The organism is Catellatospora sp. NPDC049609, assembly GCF_040675365.1.
In the GTDB taxonomy this organism is placed as follows: domain Bacteria; phylum Actinomycetota; class Actinomycetes; order Mycobacteriales; family Micromonosporaceae; genus Catellatospora.
On sequence record NZ_JBFAOU010000145.1, the window covers coordinates 1 to 20,886 of the forward strand.

The window sequence follows — 20,886 nt, forward strand, 5'->3', positions numbered from 1 at the left end:
GCGCGCAGCGTGGCGGGCACGTCCTGAACATCGGCTCGGTCGGCGGCTTCGCCACCGCGCCCGGCGTCGGCATGTACGGCGCCACCAAGTTCGCCCTGGAGGGCATCTCCGAGGCGCTGCATGTGGTGGGTCAGCTGCCGACCGGGCGCGGCGGCAGCGCGTGCCGGAGATCTCCGCGGGTCGTACGCCGACTTCGCCTGCTGCAGGCGCGGTTGGTCGGCGCCGTAGCAAGCCGCGTCCACGGCACACCCCGAGAGGCGCGATCGGTGTCGGACGGACGGGGTGGCTCAGGCGCCCGCATGCGACCGGCGGTGGGCTGTGCTCAGCCGAGGGTGATCTGGCCGTCCTTGACGGTGACGGCCTTCGGACCGAGGGGCAACGGGGCGGGGCCCAGGACGACCGAGCCGTCGGTCGCCGAGAAGCGGCTGCCGTGGCAGCGGCAGATGATCTGGTCGTTCTCCACCTCGGTGACCTGGCAGCCCCAGTGCGTGCAGATCGAGGTGAAGGCCTTGAAGTCGCCTGCTACGGGTTGGGTGACGACGACCAGCGCGGTGCTGTAGACCTTGCCTCCGCCGACCGGGATGTCAGTGGCCGGGCCGAGCACGACGGGGTCGGCGACGGGCTCGACGGGGTCGGCCGCAGGCTCGGCGGAGCAGGCGGCAGGTGAGCCCTGGGTGCCTATCAGGCTGCCAGCGGCTGCTGCGCCTGTGCTGGTCAGTAGTGTTCGTCGCGTCGCGCCCATGACCATCCCCGGTGTTGATCGGCAATCGGCAGCCTAGCGTCATCATTGGCACGCGGTGTCCCTTTTGCCGTATCTGACCAACGTGGCGGCAGGGCAGGCGGCTCCAGCGGAAGACCGTATCCAAGGTTCCTAGGATGACCGAGGCGCTGTGAATCCGGCCGCCTCACCCGAGCAGCGCAAGCCTGTGCTCATCATGCGTGTCTGCGGGATCTAGGGATGCTGTGAGCAGGGCACTGCGTGACGTTCCATGAGCACGCCACAACGGTGGACGCCGCTAACATCCGGTCCGGCTTGTACGAACATCGCACCGGCTGTCGCCGTCCAAAGGACTGGCGCATGTTGATCAGGAAGCTGCTGGCGCGGTCGCGGCCGGACTTGCGGTCGCCGGGGCGTCGACGCCGGCGCCGCTGATCCCGACGAACCGCCGCACGACCTGGTCCTGTGCTGCGACGTCGCCGACCCGCACTTCGGTGGCGTCGCGGATTGCCACGATGACCACCCCTGGGACGACGGCGGTTTCGTCACCCGGCAGGCCGGTTCTTTCCCCGATTACCTGGACCTTCTGCACCAGGCCGACGGTCAGCTTCGGCGGCGATCGGCCGTCCGGCGATGCGGTGACAGGCCGACGTCGGCGGCCCGCCGAGTTGCCAAGCCGCCGCCGGTGATGCTAAATCTGCGTTGGCACTCCGGTAGGGAGAGTGCCAACGCAGGAAGGGGATCGCGGTGAGTCAGGTGGAGACGTTCGAGTTCCAGGCCGAGGCCCGGCAGCTGCTGCAACTGGTGATCCACTCCATATACTCGAACAAGGACGTGTTCCTGCGGGAGCTGGTCTCCAACGCCTCCGACGCCCTGGACAAGCTGCGCCTGCAGTCGCTGGTCGACAAGGAGCTCGACGCGGACACCAGCGACCTGCGCATCGAACTGGAGATCGACCGCGAGCAGCGCACCCTGACCGTGCGCGACAACGGCATCGGCATGACCCGTGCCCAGGTGGTCGAGCTGATCGGCACCATCGCCCGGTCCGGGACCGCGGAGTTCGTCAGCCGCTGGCAGCAGGCCAAGCAGGACGGCACCGCCGAGCTCATCGGCAAGTTCGGCATCGGGTTCTACTCCAGCTTCATGGTCGCCGACCGGGTCGTCATGGTGACCCGGCGCGCGGGGGAGGCCGACGGCACCCGCTGGGAGTCCACCGGCACCGACACGTACGAGATCTCCACCGTCCCTGACGCCCCCGCCGGCACCAGCGTCACGTTGCATCTCAAGCCGGCCGACGAGGACGACCACCTGCACGACTACACCGACCCGGCCGTGCTGCGGCGCATCGTCAAGCGCTACTCCGACTTCATCGCCTGGCCGATCCGGATGCGCCAACCCGACGCCGAGCCGGAGACGGTCAACTCGATGAAGGCTCTGTGGTCGCGGCCCGCCGCCGACATCAAGCCCGAGGAGTACACCGAGTTCTACCGGCACGTCAGCCACGACTGGACCGACCCGCTGGAGACGATCCACCTGCGCGCCGAGGGCACCCTGGAGTTCGACGCGCTGCTGTTCCTGCCCGCCCGCGCTCCGTACGACCTGTACTCCCGAGCGGCGCGGCGCGGCGTGCAGCTCTACATCAAGCGTGTCTTCATCATGGACGACTGCGAGGCGCTGCTGCCGGAGTACCTGCGCTTCGTCAAGGGCGTCGTCGACTCCGCTGACCTGTCGCTGAACGTGTCCCGGGAGATCCTGCAGCAGGACCGGCAGATCCAGACGATCCGCCGCCGGCTGGTCAAGAAGGTCCTCGGCACGTTACGGGACATGCTCGCCAAGGATCCCGACCGCTACGCGGGCTTCTGGCGCGAGTTCGGCCCGGCCGTCAAGGAGGGCCTGGTCAACGACCCCGACAACCGGTCGGCGATCCTCGACGTGGTCCAGCTCGCCTCCACCCACGACCCGGCCCGGCCGACCACGCTGCGCGCGTACGTCGAGCGGATGAAGCCCGACCAGACCGAGATCTTCTACCTGGTCGGCGAGCACCGCGCCACGCTGGAGAACTCGCCGCACCTGGAGGCGTTCGCGGCCAACGGCATCGAGGTGCTGCTGCTGCACGACCCGGTCGACGCGATGTGGGTCGACCTGGTCGGCGACTACGACGGCAAGGCGTTCGCCTCGGCCAGCCGCGGCGAGGTGGAGCTGAAGACCGAGTCCGACCAGGCGCCCGCCGCCGAGTACGACGCGCTGCTGGCGTGGATGGGCACGCGTCTGGCGGAGAAGGTCAAGCAGGTGCGGCTGAGCACCCGGCTGACCACGTCGGCGGCATGCCTGGTGTCGGACGCGTTCGACGCGTCTCCGGCGCTGGAGAAGCTCTACCGGGCGATGGGCCAGGACCTGCCGCAGACCAAGCGCATCCTGGAGCTGAACCCGCAGCATCCGCTGGTGGAGAAGCTGCGCGCCGCGCACGGCGAGCGCGGTGACGACGACACGCTGGCCGAGACGGCCGAGCTGCTGCACGCGATGGCGGTGCTCGCCGAGGGCGGCGCGCTGGACGACCCGGCCGGGTTCACCCGCCGGCTCGCCGACCGGCTGTCGCGCACCCTCTGACCGCGCTCACCCGGGCGCGAGGTGTTTCGCGGCGGTGGTGGCGTGTCCGGTGCCCTCCGGTGTCCGCCGGCCGGACACCGGACCGCCACCTGCGAAGCGGGGCCGCTATGCGTATCCGCCGACCGCCGAGACAGGCGAGAGCCCGCCGTCACTGCGCCGAGAACGGGTGCCCGGTTCCGCGTACGGCGAGTTGGACGCGCGCACCGGGACCGTACGCGGCCGGCTCGTCGAGTAGCCGCGCGATGATGGCGGTGCCGTCGTCCAGTCGCAGGTCGAGTACGGAGTCGTGGCCGTGGAAGCGGCAGCGGTCCACGGTGGCGGGCACGGCCTGCGAGTGGGTCCCTGGCGCGGTCACCTGGATCTGCTCAGGGCGGATCAGCACGGTGATGGTGCCGGTGCGGGGCTGCGCGAGGGTGATGCCGCCGAGTGCGGTGCGGGCGTTTCGCCCTTCGCTGACGGCGGGTAGCAGCACGGCGTCGCCGACGAAGCGGGCGACCCACGGGTCGGCGGGCGATCGGTACACGTCGGCGGGGCTGCCCTGCTGCCGGACCTGCCCTTGGTGCATGACGACGACCTGGTCGGCCATCGACAGCGCCTCGGCCTGGTCGTGGGTGACCAGCACGGCGGTGGCGCCGTCGGCGAGCAGTGCGGTGCGCACGTCGGTGCGCAGTTCGGCGCGGAGCCCGGCGTCGAGGGCGCTGAACGGCTCGTCGAGCAGGACGAGCCGGGGCCGGGGCGCCAGCGCGCGGGCGACCGCGACGCGCTGCTGCTGTCCGCCGGACAGCTGGTGCGGCATGCGTCTGCCGTAGCCGGCCAGCCCGACGAGGGTCAGCACCTGCTCGATGCGGTCGCTGCGGCGGCCGGCGGCGTCCAGGCCGTAGCCGACGTTGCCGGCCACGTCCAGGTGCGGGAACAGCGCGCCGTCTTGCGGCACGACGGCCACCCCGCGGCGGTGGGCCGCCAGGTGCAGGCGGGGCCCGGCGACGGGGCGGCCGGCGAGCACGATGTCGCCCTCGTCGAGGTGTTCGAAGCCGGCGATGCAGCGCAGCAGGGTGGACGCCGACGGCCGGCCGCCCTGCTCGGACCTGGCCGGCGGCGGCAACGGCATCGTCGGTTTCCTGCTGGCCAGCTGGCGCACCGGCACGCCGTCGCAGCACAACGTGATCCACGGCAACACCTTCGTCGCCCACTGCCCGGCCCCATGCGTCGGCACCGGCTACTTCGCCACCCGCGGCACCGGCTTCGACGCGTCCGGCAACTGGAGCGCCTGCACCGCCAACTACTACACCGCCAACAATCCGTACGGCTCCCACGTCGGCTCCACCCGGGGCGGCGGCAACTGGTACGCGGCCGACACGGACTGCTCCGGTCCGGCCTCGCCCGCACCCTGCAACGCCGACGACCACCAGCATCCGACCAGCGTGAACTGGGCCCGCAACGACGGTTTCGCCTTCTACTGACCGTGGCGGCGGCCGGGCCGAAGGTGGCGGCCGACTACTGTCACGCCGACGGCACGGCCGGGCCGGAGGAGTTCGCCGGCCCGCTGACCGCCGACTGCGTCGCCGTCGCACCGGACCATCGGTGCGACGGCGACGGGGGTGGCTCGGGGTGCTCACAGCCGGCCCGCCGCCCCCGTCGCCGCGGGCCGGCGCGTCATCATCGGCGGTTCGGCGCGGCGGTGGGGCCCAGGCCCGCGATCACGACCGCCGCGACCACCGCGTGCAGGCTGACCAGCGCGCCCTGCGCGGCCGGGCTCGCGCCACCGGCCGCGCCGAGCAGCGAGATCACGAACACGCAGACGGCGATGATCGTCCACGTACGACGCGGGCGCGCGGCCCGTCGGTCCAGCAGGGCCAGCAAACCCCACCCGGCCAGCGCGGCCAGCGCGGCGGTCACCGCCACCGGACCCGCACCGACGTCGGTGACGGTGTCGCCGTTGCGCACCGCAAGCTCGATGTGCGCGAGTTCGTGCAGGAAAAGCCAGGTGATGGTGGACGTGATGACGGAGGCCGCGACGACGGAACCCCGCTGCACCATTCTGCTCGTTCGCATCATGCGCTCATGGTCTGCGTCGGGCGCGGGTGACCACATCGACCGCTCGCGCTCACCGCGTACGACTTTGGTCAGTGGCCGGCCTGCGTGGCCGGCGCCTAGCCTGGGCCCGTGACCAGCCCTGCGCCTCCACCCGCGGCAACCGCCGCGTCGACCGTCGGGGTGACCGCGCTGACCACCGTCGTCCTGTGGGGCGCGGGCACCAGTCACCTGCTGCTCGACGTGGCCACCTCCGTGGTCGCCGTCGCGCTGACGCCGCTCCTGCTGCGCCGCAACGTGCCCAGCGCCGTGGTGGCGAACCTGCTCGCCGCGCTGTCTCCGGTCGCGACCCCCGCGGCGACCATGAGCACCCTGGTCACCGCGCGCCTGCACCCGTTCGGCACGGCCGCCCGCGTCGCGGCGCTCGGTGTCGCCGCGCAGGCCGTGCAGGGCTGGTGGCGGTCCCCGCAGGGCCTGTCCTACGGCTGGTGGCTGCTGCTGATGGGCGTGGCCCACGCCGCACTGGTCGGCTGGGGCGCGTGGTGGCGGGCACGTGCGGAGCTGGTGGCGTCGCTGCGCCAGCGCGCCGCGCAACTGGAACAGGATCAGGCGCATCGCATCGCCGAAGCCCGCGTGGCCGAGCGGGCTCGGATCGCCCGCGAGATGCACGACGTGCTCGCCCACCGACTGTCCCTGGTCGCTACCTACGCCGGGGCGCTGGAGTACCGGCCCGATCTGCCGCCGCACCGGCTCGCCGAAGCGGCAGGCGTTGTCCGCGAGGGCGTCCACCAGGCTCTGGGAGAGCTACGCGAGGTGATCACGCTGCTGCGGGACGCGACCGACGACGACCTGCCCGCACCGGGGCTCGACGACCTACCCGCGCTGGTCGCCGAGTGGGCACAGGCCGGCCAGGTCGTCCGCGTCGACGGCGGCATCGATACCGCGGTCCCGCCCACCGTCGGCAAGGCGGCCTACCGGGTCCTGCAGGAAGCGCTCACCAACGCACGCAAGCACGCGCCCGGCGAACCGGTCGACGTCGTCCTCAGCGGTAAGGCAGGTGGCAGCCTGCTCATCGAGGTGCGAAACGCCCTGGTCGCGCCGGCCGTCATGACCGGTGGCGGCTCAGGGCTGGCCGGGCTGGCCGAACGGGTGCGCCTGGCGGGCGGCCGGTTGCAGCAGGACGCCGACGGTGGCGAGTTCAGGCTGCGGGTATGGCTACCGTTGCCGGCATGAGCGGACCGGTGCGCGTGGTGATCGTCGACGACGACGCGCTCGTGCGGGCCGGCCTGGCGATGATGCTCGACGGCGCGGCGGGCATCACCGTGGTCGGCGAGGCCGGCGAGGGCGGCGCGGTCCCGGGTCTGCTCGACCGGCACGCCGTCGACGTCGTGCTCATGGACCTGCGGATGCCGGGCGTCGACGGGATCGCGGCCACCCGCCGGGTGCGGGCAAGACCCCGCGCGCCCGAGGTCATCGTGCTGACGACCTTCGACGCCGACGAGCACGTGATCCGGGCGCTGCGCGCCGGGGCAAGCGGATTCCTGCTCAAGGACACCCCGCCGGCCCGCATCGTCGAGGCCATCCGGCAGGTCCACGCCGGAGAGCCGTTCCTGTCCCCGGCGGTGACGCGGCGGCTGATGGCGCGCGTCGTGGCCGACAGCGGCGCGTACGAGCGGGCCCGTGCCGCGCTCGCCAAGCTGACGCCCCGCGAGTACGACGTCGCGGCAGCAGTGGCGGCGGGCAGGTCCAACGCGGAAATCGGCACGATGCTCGGCATGACCGTGGCGACGGTGAAGGCGCACCTGACGCACATCTTCGCCAAGCTCGACGTCGACAACCGCACCCAGATCGCGATGCTCGCCCACGACGCCGGCCTGGTCTGACGCACCCGCGCCGCGCGACAGACCGGTCTTACCTCCGGGTGACCCGCATGGCCGTCGCCGCGTCCCGCCGGCGACAGGTCTCGACCACCGTCGAGATGTCGAAGAACATGCTCACCGTGCCGGGCCCCGCTCACCGCCGGCCGTGGCGTCGAGCCACGCCAGCACGGCCAGGACCCGGCGGTTGTCGTCGAGGGTCGGCGGCAGGTCGAGCTTCGTCAGGATGTTGTTGATGTGCTTGTCGACAGCCTTCTCGGTGACGTGCAAACGGGCGGCGATGGCGGCGTTCGAACGGCCCTGGGCGACGAGCGAGAGCACCTCACGCTCGCGGCCGGTGAGGCGGTCGAGCGGGCGGGCGCAGAGCAGCCCGGCCACGACCTCCGGGTCGAGCACGGTGCCACCGGCAGCGACCTGGCGCACGGCCGCCACGAACCCGTCGACGTCGATGACCCGGTCCTTGAGCAGGTACCCCACCGATCCGGTGCCCGCGGCCAGCAGTTCGCGGGCATAAAGCGGCTCCACGAACTGGCTGAGCACCAGCACGGGCAGGTCAGGTCGCGACGAGCGTGCCCTGATGATCGCCTCCAGGCCCTCGGTGGTCAGCGTCGGCGGCAGCCGCACGTCCACGATCGCGACGTCCAGATCGTCGCGGGTCAGCGCCGCGGCGAGCGATTCGGCGTCGGCCACGGCGGCGACGACGACGATGCCGCTGGCCTCGAGGATCCTGGTCAGGCCCACCCGCAGCAGTATCTGGTCCTCGGCCACGAGGGCTCTCAACGCGCCTGGCACCGTACCTCCATACGCACCTCGGTGCCGCCGCCGGCCGGGCTCATCACGGTCAGCGTCCCGTCGAAGGCAGCCAGCCGCCGCGCCACTCCGGCCAGGCCGCTGCCGCGCGGGTCCGCGCCGCCGCAGCCGTCATCGCCCACGGTCAGCCGCAGCGTTTCGCCGCCGTGCTCGCCGACGACCCAGGCCCGCGACGCCCGGGCGTGCTTGGCCACGTTCGCCAGGCATTCCGAGACGGCGAAGTAGAGCGCCGACTCGACCGGCGGGGCCAGGCGCGGCAGGCGCAGCGCGACCGTGACGGGGATGGGTATCGGTATGGCCAGGGCTTCGACACCCCAGACGAGCCCGCGGTCGGCGAGGACCGGCGGATGGATGCCGCGCACGAGCGTACGCAGGTCCTCCAGGGCGCTGACCGTGGTCTGCCGCGCCTCGCGCAGCAGCTCGACGGCCGATGCCGGGTCGGTGTACACCAGCTTCTCCGCCAGCCCGACGTTCATGCCCGCGGCGGCGATCCTGGCCTGCGCGCCGTCGTGCAGGTCGCGTTCGATCCGGCGCAGCTCGGCCGCGTTGTGGTCGACGGTCGCGGTACGGGACTCGACGACCTGATCCACTCGTCGGCGCAGCTGCTCGCTGCCGGAGTGGCCGAGGATGCCCTGGTCGGCGCGCAGGCGGGCACGGACCATCGGTGCGGTGACGAACCACCAGGCCAGTAGCGACGGCCCCAGCAGCAGCCAGGCGGCCGCGCTCCACAGCAGGCTGCCCTGTGCGGCTCCGATGACGATGTGAACCGGCGGTCCGGCCAGCAGCAGCACCGGCAGCAGGGACATGAGCAGACCGCCGGTGCCGGAGAACCAGCAGAACGCGAAGTCGCGCCACCGCGCCGGGTCGCGTACCCAGATCATCATGGCGGTGCCGGGGTTGCTGCCGGTGGTGTCGGCGTATCCGGCGGTGACGGGTTCGCCCAGCACCCGGGCCGCCACGGCGCGGTGCGCCTGGGCCAGGCGGGCAGCCAGCGGGACGAGCAGCCACAGCATCAGGAACCCGGTCAGCGACAGCAGCGCCGGGAACGCGCCGGTCATGAGCAGCGCCAGCACCACTGCCGGAATGCCCGCCACCGCGTGGCCGGTCGACAGCGCGGTGAGCCGCAGCCGTTCGAGCACCCCGGCCCGGTCGACGGCACCGGCCGGCACCGCGGACAGCGGTGCCGGCCAGCCCTGTGAGGTCCCCATGACCCGAGAGTCTCTCACCGGGCCGGTCGGCGCTGCGCGCCCCAGGCCGCGGCGAGCGCCAGTGCCAACGCCACGGCGGCGACCACCGGCACCAGCCACAGCTGGCCGTCGGGAACCAGCCCTTCGTGGCGGACGATCGCGTAGGGCACGGCCGTGGCCGTAGAGCCCAGCAGCCCGAGCACGATCCCGATCACGGTCACGACCGCCGCCTCCAGGACGACGCCGGCGCGCAGTTGGCCGCGGCTCGCGCCGAGCCGCCACAGCCGGTCCAGCTCGCGGCGGCGGTGGACCACCGTGGCGGCGGCGGCGTTGACCACCATGATGGCGGCGAAAAGGCAGATCATCGCGATGACCACAGAGTTGATCGTGGTGATGGTGTCGCCGACGCCCTCGGGATCGCGGGCGGCGGTGAGCGTACGGCTGTCGATGCCGACCATCAGCAGCGTGCCGACGGCCGTCGACACGAACACGATGACCGGGGCCAGCATCGCGGCGAACAGGTGGGCCCGCCGGGTGGTGTTCTCGGCCGCCAGGTAGCCGCTGCCGGAGCCGGCCAGCAGCGGGCGCAGCGGGACGGCCAGCAGCCGCAGCAGCACCGGTGCCAGCGTGGCCAGCCCGACCCCGGCCACGATCGACGCCGATCCCGAGGTCTGCATCGCGGCATATGCGTCGGTGGACTTGCCGGTGACGGTGATGGTGACCACCGCCGACCCCAGCCCGCAGGCCACCAGCACAGTGCCGATCAGGGCCCGCCACCAGCGCATGCGGCGCACCGGGACGTCCACCTGACGCAGCGAGAACCCGGGGGCGCCGCGGGTGGCACGTCCCGACGAGATCACCGCGGCGACCACGCTGACCAGGACCACGACCGCCGCCGCCGCGGACAGCGAGGCCGGACCGCCGCCGTAGGCCGACGCCGGCGAGAGGAGACCGCCGCGTCGCAGGGCGTCGAAGAGGGCTCGGCCGCCGAACACGCCGGCGGCGGCGCCGGCGGCCGCCGCGAGCAGCGACACGACCGCGGCCTCATACACGATCAAGGCGCGCACCTGCCGGGGTGTCGCGCCGATCGTGCGCAGCAACCCGGCCTCGCCGAGCCGCTGCTCGGCGACGATGCCGACGGTCGAGGCCACCGAGAACAGCACGATCAGCGAGCCCCAGCCGCCGACCACGGCGCCCATGATGATCAGCAGCTCGCGGTCGGCGTCGTGCGCGCCGGCGGCCGACTGCACCAGCGTGGCGAAAGACGCCATCAGCGCCGAGCCGAGCAGGACGGCCACCAGGGTCGCCACGGCAGCCGGGACGCGGTGGCGCAGTGAGCGCATTGCCAGCCCGGTCATCGCGCCGCCCCGGTGAGCTGGTCGAGGTGGGCCAACTGCGCAGCGACGGCTTCGGCGGTGGGAGCGGCCATCCGTCCGGCGACCCGCCCGTCGACCAGGAATACGACGGTGTCGGCACAGGCAGCCGCCACCGGGTCGTGGGTGACCATCACCGTCGTCTGCCCCAGTTCGTCCACGGCGGTTCGCAGCAGCCGCAGGACCTCGCGGGCGGTGCCGCTGTCGAGCGCTCCGGTCGGCTCGTCGGCCAGCAGCACGGCGGGCCGGGTGACCAGCGCGCGGGCGATGGCGACCCGCTGCTGCTGGCCTCCGGACAGGGCCCCGGGCAGGTGTCCGGTGCGGTTTTCGAGCCCCACTCGGGTCAGTGCCTGCCGTACGGCCTGCGGATCGGCGCGGCGGCCGGCCAGGCGGGCGGGCAGTGCCACGTTCTCTTCTGCGGTCAGGTAGGGGACCAGGCTGAAGTCCTGGAACACGAAGCCGATGCGGTCTCGGCGCATCCGGGTGCGCCTGGCCTCGTCCCAGTGCGTGACATCGGCGCCGTCCAGCAGGACGCGGCCTGACGTCGGCTGTTCCAGGCCCGCCACGCACGCCAGAAAGGTCGACTTGCCCGAGCCTGACGGGCCCATGATGGCCGTGAACGTGCCGCGGGCGAAGGTGAGGTCGACGCCGGCGAGCGCCTCCACGGCGGCGGCTCCGGATCCGTGTCGTTTGGTGAGGGCCTCGACCGCGAGTGCGGGGGTGTCTGCGTCCATGCCACGACGCTAGGCAACCGACCGCGCGTGATCGATAGTGCTGCTCCGACGCCGACAGGTGGGGCTGGCACCACCGCGACGGTCGTCGTTCACACGCGTGCTCCGTCCTGAGGAGAGCTCGGCGTCTCCCGCAGCGCCACCACGTCCGCGGTCAGCCGAGGTCTTCGTCGTCGATGCGCCGGCGGCTGAACATCCCGGGCGGCAGGTGCGTGACGGCCGCGAATGCGGCCACGCCGGCGACAGCCGCGGCAAGGGTGTTGAGGGTCAGTGGTGTGCCGGTCATGACGTCGCGCCGGCCGAGCAGCAGTACCACGATCACGAACGCGGCCAGGGCCTGCCGGCGGTGGCGGACCTGCGGCTTCAACGCGATGCGTACGACCACCCAGCCGGCCAGCGCGACCGCAAGCACCGCACTGACGTGCCAGTCGCCGTTCAGGACCCGCTGTGCCGCCGCGACCGTGCCGGTGAACACCGCGAGCAGGAGCACGGTGCGCGCGAGCAGCGGATGGAACGCGACCTGGCCCGCGAACGGCTCGTCGCTGCCGGTGAAGACCGTTCGTAGGAACGCGCGTCGCTGTATCGGCTCCGGGGCGTCGGTCACGCGCGCAGCGTAGGCCAGCGGCGCCAGGTGGTGGGGGCGTCGGATGGTGCGGCCCGTGCCGGGGAGGTGGCACGGGCCGCGTGCTGTGGACTGTCAGTCTTCCTGGAAGTAGGAGATCAGGCGCAGGATCTCCAGGTAGAGCCAGACGAGTTCGACGAGGATGCCGAACGCGCCGAGCCACCCGTACTTGCGGGGCAGCCCGGCGGCGATGCCGTCCTCGATCTGCTGGAACGTCACGACGAACATCAGCGCCGCCACGACGATGCAGATCAGCGAGAAGATGATCGCGATGCCGCCGCCGTCGCGCAGCGGCCCGGCCGAGCCGGTGAACAGGCTGATGGCGAAGTTGACCAGCATGACGACGGCCAGGCCCGCGGCCGCGCCGATGACGACCTTCATGAACTTCGGCGTGGCGCGCACGATCCGTGCCTTGTACAACATCGCCATGATCAGGAACACGCTCAGGGTCGCGATGACCGCCTGGGCGACGATGCCGTTCCAGCGGGTCTCGAACGCCTTGGACACCGCGCCAAGGAACACGCCCTCGACGATCGCGTAGGCGAACAGCACGACCGGGTTGGTGACCTGCGCGAACGAGATGACCAGGCCGAGCACGAGACCGATGAGCATCGCGGCGATCCATACCGCGCCCATGGCCGGCGGCGGGACGACGATCCAGGTGACGGCCGCTGCGGCGACCGCGGCGCCGATCAGGGACACGGTCTTGACCACGACGTCGTCGATGGTCATGACGTCGCGGGCGGTCTGCACGGTCTCGGGGTAGCCGTAGCCGGCAGGCTGCTGGTAGGTGCGCCCGCCGTAGGAGTAGGGCTGGGCGGCAGCGCCCGGCACGGTGTAGGTCGGCTGCTGCGCGGCGGCGCTCAGCCGCCCGAGCACCGGGTTTGAGGACTTCACGAGAGAGTCTCCTTCAATACGACCTGGGTGGGGCGTCTCAGGCCAGGCGGCTGGGCCGCCGGGCCTGAGACGCGCGGATCAGAAGTCTTCGAAGCCGCCGTCGAAGCCGCCGTCGTCGAATCCCGCGTAGTCGGCCGCAGCGGCGCCCGGGTCGGCGGCAGCTTCCATGACGTCGGGTGCGAACGCGTCGCCGATCATGTCGCCGATCACCATGCCGCCGAGGAACCCCAGCGCGGCCCCGCCGACACCGGCGGCGACGGCCCCGGCCATGCTCGGCTTGCCGTGGTAGCCGCCGTACTTGTAGCCGCCGTGGCCGTGCCCGCCGTAGCCGTATGCGCTGCCGTGGCCGGGGGCGCGGTGCCCGGGAGCGGGGGAGTGGCCGTAGGGCTGCTGCGGTGGGGTGTGCGGTTGCATGAAGGCGCCGGTGGCGGCGGCCGGGGACTGGCCGAGCTTGTCCAGGGCCGTGACGATCCACCGGTCGACCTCGCCGACCCAGCCGCCTTCGGCGCTCCACCGGGCGATGTCTGTCGGCGACAGGTCGTGCCGGTCGGCGCTGCCCGGCCGCGCGGCGAGCTCGGCCAGCACCGTCAGCGTCTCACCGGCAGCGGTGAAGATGAAGGTCAGCAGCGGGATGTGCGGTCCAGGCTGCTGGCCCTCGGGAATCGGGGCATAGAAGGTGACCGCCTGCACGACCGGCACGGGCAGCCCGGCGGCCGCGCCCGGACGAAGCTCGCTGCGCACGAACCGGCAGCCGATGGTGCCGAGGGCGTCCATGATCTGCTGGTGGGCCGGGCCCGCGTCCACGCGGGCCGGGTCCCAGTCGCCCTTGGCGCGGCCGCCGACGACGGCGACCTCGGTGCGCACACCGATGCCGCCGCCGGGCAGGTTCTGTCCGTACAGGCTGGTGAACGGCGTGTGCGTGGGCACGGCGAAGGTGAACGGCACCGACTGCGCCGAACCTCCGGCCACCCGAATGCCGGAGGCGACCTGCTGGCGGGCGAGTTCGGCCTCACCGAAGGGGGTGTCGGCGACCAGCAGCAGCCAGATCGCGGTGATGTCGGTGTCTGACTTGGCGCGCAGGTCGACCTGCCCGGTCAGCGCCGCGCCGGGGGTGGCGGGGTGGGGCGACAGGACGGTGTCGACCTCGACGCCGCCCAGGCCGAGACCGGCGAGCAGTTTCTTGAAGACCACGGTGTTCCTTTCTTACGGGCCGGCGATGGCTATCTGCGGGTGTGCTGGGTGGCCAGATGGGAGGCGATGATCGGGTCGGTTTCGTCGTCGAACTGCCCGATGACCTGCTCCAGCAGGTCTTCGAGCGCGACCAGCCCGACCGTGGTCGTCCGGTCGTCGACGACGAGCGCCACCTGGGCTCTGAACTCGCGCATGCCGCGGATCGCCGACATGACGCTCTGTTTCGGGCGCAGCAGGTAGGGCGGTGTCGCCAGTTGCTTGGCGGTGAGGTCGAGGGCGGAGGTGGTCGCCTTGAGCGCGTCGCGTACGTGCACGATCCCGGTGATGACCCCGGCCCGGTCGGTGACGGCCAGCCGGGAGCGGCCGTGCTCGCGGGCGATGTGCTCGACGCGGGCGGCGCTGGCGACCGCCTCCACGGTGACGATCTGCTCCGGTGGGACCATCACGGTGTCGACGGTGGTGTTGTTCAAGGTCAGCATCGCTGACAGCAGCCGCTCGTCGGCCGGTGGCAGCGTCCCGTGCTCGGCGGAGGCTGACAGCAGCAGCTGCAGCTCGGCGGGGCCGTGGGCCTGGGCGAGTTCGTCGACCGGTTCGACCTTGAACAGGCGCAGGCTGGCGTTGGCGAAGGCGTTGAGCGCGCTGAGCGCAGGCCGGGCCAGGCGCGCGAACGCGCGGAACGGCAGCGCCAGCACCAGCGCTGAGCGTTCGGGGTGGCTGATCGCCCACGACTTGGGCGCCATCTCCCCGACGACCATGTGCAGGAACACCACTACGGCCAGGGCCAGCAGGAACGCGACCACGTAGGCGGCCTGGTCCGGCAGGCCCAGGGCGCCCAGCAGCGGGTCGAGCAGGTCTGCCAGGGCCGGTTTGGCCAGCGCGCCGAGACCCAGCGAGCACAGCGTGATGCCCAGTTGCGCTCCGGCGAGCATGAGCGACAGTTCCCGGGTGCCGGCGATGGCCGCCTTGGCGGCGCGCGAGCCGGCGTCGGCGTACTGCTGCAGCCGGTGGCGTTTGGAGGCGACCAGGGCGAACTCGGCGGCGACGAAGAACGCGTTGAGCACGAGCAGCACCAGCGACGCGGCCAGGGCGGTGGCGACGCTCATCGGTGTGCCTCCACCTGTTCGAGGCGGACGCTGAACGGCACGTGGCGCTGCACGTCCAGCACCGTCAACCGCACCGGTCCCGTCCGGCCGCTCTCGTGTGCGGCGGTCGGCAGGTCTACGGTGTCGCCTGGGCTGGTGATGCGCCCGAGCCGGTGCAGGATCAGTCCGGCGATGGTGTCGTAGATGTCGTCGGCGGGCAGGTCGAGGCCGGTGGCGTCGGCGATCTCGTCGACGCGCCAGCGGCCGGGGACGATCCAGGAGCCGTCGTGCTGTCGCACGGGCCGGGCTTCGGGCAGGTCGTCCTCGTCGCGGATCGGTCCGACCAGTTCCTCGGCGATGTCTTCGAGGCTGATGATGCCGGCGAAGCCGCCGTATTCGTCGGCGACGACGGCCAGTTGCCGGCGTTCGGTGCGCAGCCGCTCCAGCACCGCGGGCAGGGTGACAGCGGCGGGGACCACGACCGCGGGGACCGCGATGGTCGAGACCGGGGTGACCGGCCGCAGGTGCGCGGGCACGTCGAGGACGTCGGTGAGCGACACGATGCCGATGACGTCGTCGACCCCGATGCCTATGACCGGGAACCGGGAGTGGCCGGTGTCGAGCAGGTCGACCAGGCGAGATGCCGGGTCGTCGGCCGCGATCACGGTGACGTCGACGCGCGGAACCATGACCTCGCCGGCGGTGAGCAGCCGGAAGTCCAGCCCGGAGTCGAGCAGGGCGGCGGTGTCGCGGTCGAGGTGTCCGCCGTCGCGGGCGTCGGCGACGATCTGTTCCAGATCCTCACGGGTGGCGCCCTGCGGCAGTTCCTCGATCGGTTCGATGCCCACCGCACGCAGCAGCCGGTTGGCGGCGGCGTCGAACACCCGGATCAGCGGCCCGGCCACCGCGAGGTAGATCAGCGTGGACCGCGACAGCCGACGGGCCAGCCGCTCGGGGCGCGTGATCGCCAGGTTTTTCGGGGCGAGTTCGCCCAGGACCATCTGGATGACGGTGGCTACCAGCAGCGCGAACAGGACCGACACCGAAAGGCTCGCGCCTTCGGGCAGGCCGGCGGCCTGCAGCAGCGGTGCCAGGCCCGCTCCCAGGTATGGTTCGGCGACGTAGCCGGCCAGCAGCGCGGTGACGGTGATGCCCAGCTGTGCGCCCGACAGCATGAACGACAACCGTCCGGTGATCTTCAGCGCCCGCCCGGCGGCGGGATCGCCCTGGTCGGCCTGCTGGCGCAGCACGCCGCGGTCAGCGGCGACGTAGGCGAACTCCTGTGCCACGAAGTATGCGGTTGCGGCGGTCAGCGCGATGATCAGCGCCAACCCGGCAATGATCAGCACGGCTGAGCCAGCGCTCCTACCTGGGCGGGCGGGGGTGCCGCTACGGATTGAGACCGGTGCCGGGCCGAGTGGCCCGCGCTATGATCATCCACGGGCCGAGACTAACACGTGAAGCTGTACGGTTACTGGGAAGAGGCTGGTCATGGCGTTGATGCGGATCGGTGAACTCGCCGCCGCGGCGGGTGTCAGCAACCGCACCGTCGACTACTACACCACCCTCGGCCTCATCCGACCGGCCTCGCGAACCTCGGGCGGGTTCCGGCTCTACGACCCGGGCATGGTGCAGCAGATCGCGACCGTGCAGCGGCTGGAAGGCTCGGGCATGGGGCTTGAGGACATCGCCGCGCACCTGCGAGCCGGCGGCGCCGATCTGGCTGCGGCCCTGGCGCGGCTGGACTCCGACCTGGCCGCGCTGCGCGAACTCGCCGCCGGCACCGTCGGCGCCGGGCATGGTCTGGCGACGACCTTGGCGGTGCGGGCCAACCACCTGCTCAGCCTGGCGGCCGAGGTGCTGGCCGCCCTGCCCGACGGCTGACCTCCGGCCAGGCGCGGACCTGGAACGGCGGTACACATCGCGTCGACCGGGCTGGACCGGCAGCAGCGGCCCATGGGCGTGTATCGCTACCTGGGTCGGGGTTCGGCCTACCAGCGGGAGCCCCGTTGGGTGGTCGCGCTCAGGACGGCGACGCGGGGCAGCACCCTCAGGCCCGCCGGGCTCCACCATCGGCGGACACGACCGGCGTGCCAGTAGATCCGCAGCAGCCACGTGCCGTCCGCACGCCGCACCTCGATGCGACCCAGCGCGGCCGTCAGCGTTGCGGCCGCGGCCCGCAGCGTTGCGGGTCGCGGCAGCTGTGCCAGGGCGAGTGCGGGGTCGTCGAAAGTGACGATCAAGGGCTGGCCCGGCGCCGCGTCCAGGCGTCCGGCGGTGTGCCGGCCTCCGGCGGTGACGGTGAGCCCGACGCTGCCGGACACCCGGACCCGACGGCACGCGGCCCCGTTACCGGCGGGCCGAGTCGTCGTGGTCATTGGTGCTGATCTCCAGCGTGCCGTTGAGGACCCAGGTGGCCCGGGGTGAGTCTGGTCCCGTACGACGAGGCACGTGCACCTCCATGTCGCGGAAGTGGTACGAGATGCTCGCGTGCTTCCTGGTGAGGAAGTCCCACATCTCCTTGCCGAAGTCGGCGATCTGCGCGTGGTCCTGCACTGCTGCGGTCATGGCCGCCGTCCTTTCCTGTCGAGCGCCACGGCTCGGGCGGATGTCTTCCTGTCGAGCATCGCAGCAGGGACGTGACGACGACCCATGATCGGCAAAGTTGCGTCGATTGGTGCAGCGATTTGCTGGCGGCTTCCCTGGAGGGCGGCAGCGGTCCTACGGGCGGGCAACCGAACGATCCGTTGACTGACATCGAGTCGAACGACGACGGCGTCTCCACTCAGTGGCAGCGCAACGGCGACCGCCGACCGAACGGACTCGGCGAACCATGGTGTGAAGACGCGCGGGCCGTCGCCGCGGCCGCCTTCGGTGCTGAAGTGACCCGCAGGCGGCGATAGCCGACCTACGCTGCCCATATGGCGATCTCGGCGTGCTGGCGGGCTCGGGTGCGGGGACGGTTGCGGCCGTGACCGGTCAGCACGACACAGACTGCGTCGTCGTCGGCGCCGGCCCCGCTGGTGCGATGCTCGCCTACCTTCTGGCTCGTGCCGGGGTCAAGGTCACCCTGCTGGAATCCCACTCGGACTTCCAACGGCGTTTCCGCGGCGACACCCTCAGCCCGGCTACCCTCGACCTGCTCGCCGAGCTCGGACTCGCCGAGCGCCTGCTGGCCGGCACGGTGCACACCCGCGCGACGGCGTTCTGCTGGCATACCGACGAGCACGTCTACGTGCTCAGCGACTTCAGCAGCGCCAGCGACCGCTACGGCTTCTACGCCCTGGTGCCACAACCGGACTTCCTGGCCTTCCTGGTCGGCGAATCCGTCACCCGGCCGTCCTACGAGATCCGGATGAACTGCCGGGTCGGCCGCCTGATCCGCGATCAGGGCAGGGTCGTCGGCGTGGTGTACACCGACGCTCAGGGCCGGCAGCACGAGCTTCGCGCCAACCTCGTCGTCGGGGCAGACGGCCGGTCGTCGAAAGTGCGGCTGTTGTCGGGCACCGCGACGCGTGAACTCGGTGTCGGCTCGGACCTGCTGTGGTTCGACGTCGCCCGTGACGCTGCCGACGACCCGCCGCTCAGCGGCCTGGACCTGTACGCCTCGCCCGGGCGGTACCTGGTCGCATTGAACCAGGGCACCCGCTGGCAGCTGGGCTACGGCATCCCCGCGGGCACGGTCGGACAAGCACGTGCCACCGGTCTGGCGCCTGTCCACGCCGTGGTCGCCGAACACATGCCCTGGCTCGCCGACCGCATCCGGACCCTGACCGACTTCAACCAGCTCACCCTGCTCAACGTGCGCATCACCCAGGTCGACACCTGGACCATGCCGGGCCTGCTGCTCATCGGCGACGCCGCCCACGTCATCTCCCCGGTCGGAGGCAACGGCATCAACCACGCGCTGGCCGACGCCGTCCAAGCCGCCAACGCACTGGTCGCTCCGCTCATCGTCGGCGACACCGCGGCACTGGACCACGCCTGCCGGTCGGTGGAGCGCGCCAGGCGACCGGTCGCCGACGCAGCGCAGCGCGAGCAGAGCCGCATCGAGGCCGTCAGCCGAAGCGCCCTGCAGCGCGGCGACCCCCGCCCGCCGTTCACCCTCCGATGGCTGAGCCGCTCGCCGCTCCTGGCGCGATGGGCGGGCAAACGGGCCAGCGACGCGGTACGCACCCCCCAGGTGAGTCCCGAGATCCTCACCGCGTGAGCTGCCGGCCCGTGCGGCGTGCCACCTGGGCGGACACGCAGGTCGCCGCCCGCTCGCACCTGTGCCTGCCGGATAGCCGGAAACGGCGCAGGCCCGGCCGGTCTGCCCACCGCGCTGTTAAGCGATGGGCAGACCGGCCGGACCTGCGTGATCACACCAGACCGCGTCGGCCCTACCGGCCGGCTACTTGCACCAGGCGAACAGCTCCGGGTTGGTGTAGTGCAGCTTCACCACGGTGCCCAGGGACAGGTACGACCCCTCGGGCAGGTCCGCGAAGATCGGGCCGTTGGCCGGGTCGGCGAGGGTGGAGTAGTCGATCCGGCGCAGCGCCGCGTCCCGCAGCAGGCCGAGCTTGATCAGCGTGCTCACACCGGCGCGCACGCACGCCGCGCCCTCACGGGGGGTGGCCTGCGCGGCGGCAGCCGCCGGCGAGGCGAAGGCCAGGCTGGCGAACGCCGCTGCCAGGCCCAGGCCGACCGCCTTGGTTGCCTTGTTCATGTTTCCTCCTTGGTGGGAAGACAACGTCCTCACCTTGGAGTACGGCGGTCGTCGCCCTCGTGGATGCGTCCAAGGCAGACGGTTCGCCACGCTGCGCGGCCGCGCCGGCAGCCCTCGGCTGTTCCCGTCAGGCGAGATGGGGCAGCAGCAGCCCTCGGTCGGCGGCGGCCGCGCGCAGCGCCGCGGCGAAGGTGCCCACGTCGCCGTCACACCGGTCCACATCCACCGGCCCCAGCAGGAGCACCAGCCCGGATGCCGTGCGCGCCAGGACGCAGGGTGTGTGGGCGCGGCTGGCGTGCTCGACGTCGGCGTCGCGTTCGTTGAGGTGGACCAGCCGGAACGGCACGCCCGTGGCGGCGACCATGTCGTCCCACTCGCGCTTGCGGCGTACGCCACGGTGGGTCACGTCGCACAGGCCGCAGTGCGCCGCCCCGCGTGCCTTGCCGATGAGGTAGGCCAGCTCACCGATCAGGCCGCCGTCGGCGTGGTACACGCCGATCAGCTCGCTCACTTCGATCATGGCGCCTCCGGTTCGCAGGACGGTGTGCAGGCACGACTGACTACGCTCACGGCAGGCGATATTCCAGCCAGACGACTTTACCGTCGGCAGTCGGCTCGGTTCCCCAGCGCTGCGACAGGCGGTGCACGAGCCCGAGCCCGAAGCCTCCGTCGACGTCGGGCCTGCGGGGTCGCGGTGCAGCGGTGCTGCGGTCGGCGACCGCTATGCGCAGCACCTGGTCGGTGCGCTCGACGGTCATCGCCGCAGCCCCGCCGCCGTGCAGCACGGCATTGCTGACCAGCTCCGAGGCGAGCAGCAGGACATCGCCGTTGCATTCGTTGAGCCGCCAGGAGCGCAGCAGCAACCCGACGAACTCTCGTGCCACTGCCGCGCTGGCCGATCCACCGGGCAGCGCGATCGACACGGCGCTCACCGCGGCCGCCGTGTGCCCAGGGCCGGGCGGCCGGCCGATGGGTGGACTGTGCGCATTCGCCGCCGACAAGAGCATCGTCGACGAGTCCGCGGCCCGCGCCGCTGTCGCCGAAGTCACGAC

24 protein-coding genes and 1 pseudogene are annotated in these 20,886 nt (G+C 72.0%); 7 read left to right on the forward strand and 18 right to left on the reverse strand.

Features of this window, described 5'->3' with window-relative positions; genetic code table 11:
• Positions 1-110, forward strand: a pseudogene (locus AB0J67_RS29920) (SDR family NAD(P)-dependent oxidoreductase); the annotation flags it as partial.
• Positions 111-322: 212 nt separating this feature from the next.
• Here the strand turns inward: AB0J67_RS29920 and AB0J67_RS29925 are convergent.
• Positions 323-748 (reverse strand): Rieske (2Fe-2S) protein, encoded by a 426-nt coding sequence (locus AB0J67_RS29925; protein WP_363487057.1) that lies wholly within the window; start codon positions 746-748, stop codon positions 323-325.
• 337 nt (positions 749-1,085) lie between these two features.
• Entirely contained in the window at positions 1,086-1,310 is a 225-nt protein-coding gene (locus AB0J67_RS29930) for a hypothetical protein (RefSeq protein ID WP_363487059.1), read from the reverse strand.
• A 164-nt stretch (positions 1,311-1,474) separates the two neighbouring features.
• Between AB0J67_RS29930 and htpG the strand changes: the two genes are divergently transcribed.
• Positions 1,475-3,325 (forward strand): molecular chaperone HtpG, encoded by a 1,851-nt coding sequence (htpG, locus tag AB0J67_RS29935; protein WP_363487102.1) that lies wholly within the window; start codon positions 1,475-1,477, stop codon positions 3,323-3,325.
• 148 nt (positions 3,326-3,473) lie between these two features.
• Here htpG and AB0J67_RS29940 read toward each other — a convergent pair whose 3' ends face one another.
• Positions 3,474-4,433, reverse strand: a complete 960-nt coding sequence (locus AB0J67_RS29940; protein WP_363487061.1) for an ABC transporter ATP-binding protein — start codon at positions 4,431-4,433, stop codon at positions 3,474-3,476.
• Between AB0J67_RS29940 and AB0J67_RS29945 the strand changes: the two genes are divergently transcribed.
• Positions 4,378-4,785, forward strand: coding sequence for a hypothetical protein (locus AB0J67_RS29945; RefSeq protein ID WP_363487063.1), 408 nt, complete (start codon positions 4,378-4,380; stop codon positions 4,783-4,785). The genes AB0J67_RS29940 and AB0J67_RS29945 overlap by 56 nt on opposite strands.
• 196 nt (positions 4,786-4,981) lie before the next feature.
• On the opposite strand, the gene AB0J67_RS29950 is transcribed toward AB0J67_RS29945, so the two are convergent.
• Positions 4,982-5,359 carry a DUF6069 family protein gene (locus tag AB0J67_RS29950; protein WP_363487065.1) on the reverse strand — a complete coding sequence of 126 codons (378 nt, stop codon included), beginning with the start codon at positions 5,357-5,359 and terminating at the stop codon, positions 4,982-4,984.
• A gap of 129 nt (positions 5,360-5,488) precedes the next feature.
• On the opposite strand from AB0J67_RS29950, the gene AB0J67_RS29955 reads away from it, so the two are divergent.
• The gene (locus AB0J67_RS29955; protein ID WP_363487067.1) at positions 5,489-6,589 is read left to right on the forward strand and encodes a histidine kinase; all 1,101 of its coding nucleotides are present in this window, start codon (positions 5,489-5,491) and stop codon (positions 6,587-6,589) included.
• Positions 6,586-7,239 carry a response regulator transcription factor gene (locus tag AB0J67_RS29960; protein ID WP_363487069.1) on the forward strand — a complete coding sequence of 218 codons (654 nt, stop codon included), beginning with the start codon at positions 6,586-6,588 and terminating at the stop codon, positions 7,237-7,239. The genes AB0J67_RS29955 and AB0J67_RS29960 overlap by 4 nt, the downstream gene beginning before the upstream one ends.
• Before the next feature lie 111 nt (positions 7,240-7,350).
• Here AB0J67_RS29960 and AB0J67_RS29965 read toward each other — a convergent pair whose 3' ends face one another.
• The 9 genes from AB0J67_RS29965 to AB0J67_RS30005 form a co-directional block, all read right to left on the reverse strand.
• Positions 7,351-8,013, reverse strand: coding sequence for a response regulator transcription factor (locus AB0J67_RS29965; RefSeq protein WP_363487071.1), 663 nt, complete (start codon positions 8,011-8,013; stop codon positions 7,351-7,353).
• Positions 8,010-9,251 (reverse strand): histidine kinase, encoded by a 1,242-nt coding sequence (locus tag AB0J67_RS29970; RefSeq protein ID WP_363487073.1) that lies wholly within the window; start codon positions 9,249-9,251, stop codon positions 8,010-8,012. The genes AB0J67_RS29965 and AB0J67_RS29970 overlap by 4 nt, the downstream gene beginning before the upstream one ends.
• Positions 9,252-9,265: 14 nt before the next feature.
• On the reverse strand, positions 9,266-10,588 hold the full coding sequence (locus tag AB0J67_RS29975) for an FtsX-like permease family protein (RefSeq protein WP_363487075.1): 1,323 nt from the start codon (positions 10,586-10,588) through the stop codon (positions 9,266-9,268).
• The gene (locus tag AB0J67_RS29980) at positions 10,585-11,337 is read right to left on the reverse strand and encodes an ABC transporter ATP-binding protein (RefSeq protein ID WP_363487077.1); all 753 of its coding nucleotides are present in this window, start codon (positions 11,335-11,337) and stop codon (positions 10,585-10,587) included. The genes AB0J67_RS29975 and AB0J67_RS29980 overlap by 4 nt, the downstream gene beginning before the upstream one ends.
• 151 nt (positions 11,338-11,488) lie before the next feature.
• Positions 11,489-11,938, reverse strand: a complete 450-nt coding sequence (locus AB0J67_RS29985) for a hypothetical protein (protein ID WP_363487079.1) — start codon at positions 11,936-11,938, stop codon at positions 11,489-11,491.
• A gap of 93 nt (positions 11,939-12,031) precedes the next feature.
• Positions 12,032-12,853, reverse strand: coding sequence for a Bax inhibitor-1/YccA family protein (locus tag AB0J67_RS29990; RefSeq protein ID WP_363487081.1), 822 nt, complete (start codon positions 12,851-12,853; stop codon positions 12,032-12,034).
• A gap of 78 nt (positions 12,854-12,931) precedes the next feature.
• Entirely contained in the window at positions 12,932-14,044 is a 1,113-nt protein-coding gene (locus AB0J67_RS29995) for a sporulation protein (RefSeq protein ID WP_363487083.1), read from the reverse strand.
• A gap of 29 nt (positions 14,045-14,073) precedes the next feature.
• The gene (locus tag AB0J67_RS30000; RefSeq protein WP_363487085.1) at positions 14,074-15,147 is read right to left on the reverse strand and encodes a hemolysin family protein; all 1,074 of its coding nucleotides are present in this window, start codon (positions 15,145-15,147) and stop codon (positions 14,074-14,076) included.
• On the reverse strand, positions 15,144-16,475 hold the full coding sequence (locus AB0J67_RS30005; protein WP_363487087.1) for a hemolysin family protein: 1,332 nt from the start codon (positions 16,473-16,475) through the stop codon (positions 15,144-15,146). The genes AB0J67_RS30000 and AB0J67_RS30005 overlap by 4 nt, the downstream gene beginning before the upstream one ends.
• A 142-nt stretch (positions 16,476-16,617) precedes the next feature.
• Between AB0J67_RS30005 and AB0J67_RS30010 the strand changes: the two genes are divergently transcribed.
• On the forward strand, positions 16,618-17,010 hold the full coding sequence (locus tag AB0J67_RS30010; protein ID WP_363487089.1) for a MerR family transcriptional regulator: 393 nt from the start codon (positions 16,618-16,620) through the stop codon (positions 17,008-17,010).
• A gap of 107 nt (positions 17,011-17,117) precedes the next feature.
• On the opposite strand, the gene AB0J67_RS30015 is transcribed toward AB0J67_RS30010, so the two are convergent.
• The gene (locus AB0J67_RS30015; protein ID WP_363487091.1) at positions 17,118-17,504 is read right to left on the reverse strand and encodes a hypothetical protein; all 387 of its coding nucleotides are present in this window, start codon (positions 17,502-17,504) and stop codon (positions 17,118-17,120) included.
• Positions 17,476-17,694 (reverse strand): hypothetical protein, encoded by a 219-nt coding sequence (locus tag AB0J67_RS30020; RefSeq protein WP_363487093.1) that lies wholly within the window; start codon positions 17,692-17,694, stop codon positions 17,476-17,478. Before AB0J67_RS30020 ends, AB0J67_RS30015 begins: the two co-directional genes overlap by 29 nt.
• Positions 17,695-18,097: 403 nt before the next feature.
• Between AB0J67_RS30020 and AB0J67_RS30025 the strand changes: the two genes are divergently transcribed.
• Entirely contained in the window at positions 18,098-19,336 is a 1,239-nt protein-coding gene (locus tag AB0J67_RS30025; RefSeq protein ID WP_363487095.1) for an FAD-dependent monooxygenase, read from the forward strand.
• A 183-nt stretch (positions 19,337-19,519) separates the two neighbouring features.
• On the opposite strand, the gene AB0J67_RS30030 is transcribed toward AB0J67_RS30025, so the two are convergent.
• The 3 genes from AB0J67_RS30030 to AB0J67_RS30040 all read right to left on the reverse strand — a co-directional run.
• Complete coding sequence (locus AB0J67_RS30030; RefSeq protein ID WP_363487096.1) at positions 19,520-19,834, reverse strand: hypothetical protein; 315 nt, start codon at positions 19,832-19,834, stop codon at positions 19,520-19,522.
• A 127-nt stretch (positions 19,835-19,961) separates the two neighbouring features.
• Positions 19,962-20,354, reverse strand: coding sequence for a hypothetical protein (locus tag AB0J67_RS30035; RefSeq protein WP_363487098.1), 393 nt, complete (start codon positions 20,352-20,354; stop codon positions 19,962-19,964).
• A 46-nt stretch (positions 20,355-20,400) separates the two neighbouring features.
• Positions 20,401-20,886, reverse strand: a 486-nt coding sequence (locus AB0J67_RS30040; RefSeq protein WP_363487100.1) for an ATP-binding protein, incomplete at its 5' end; no start/stop codon positions are given.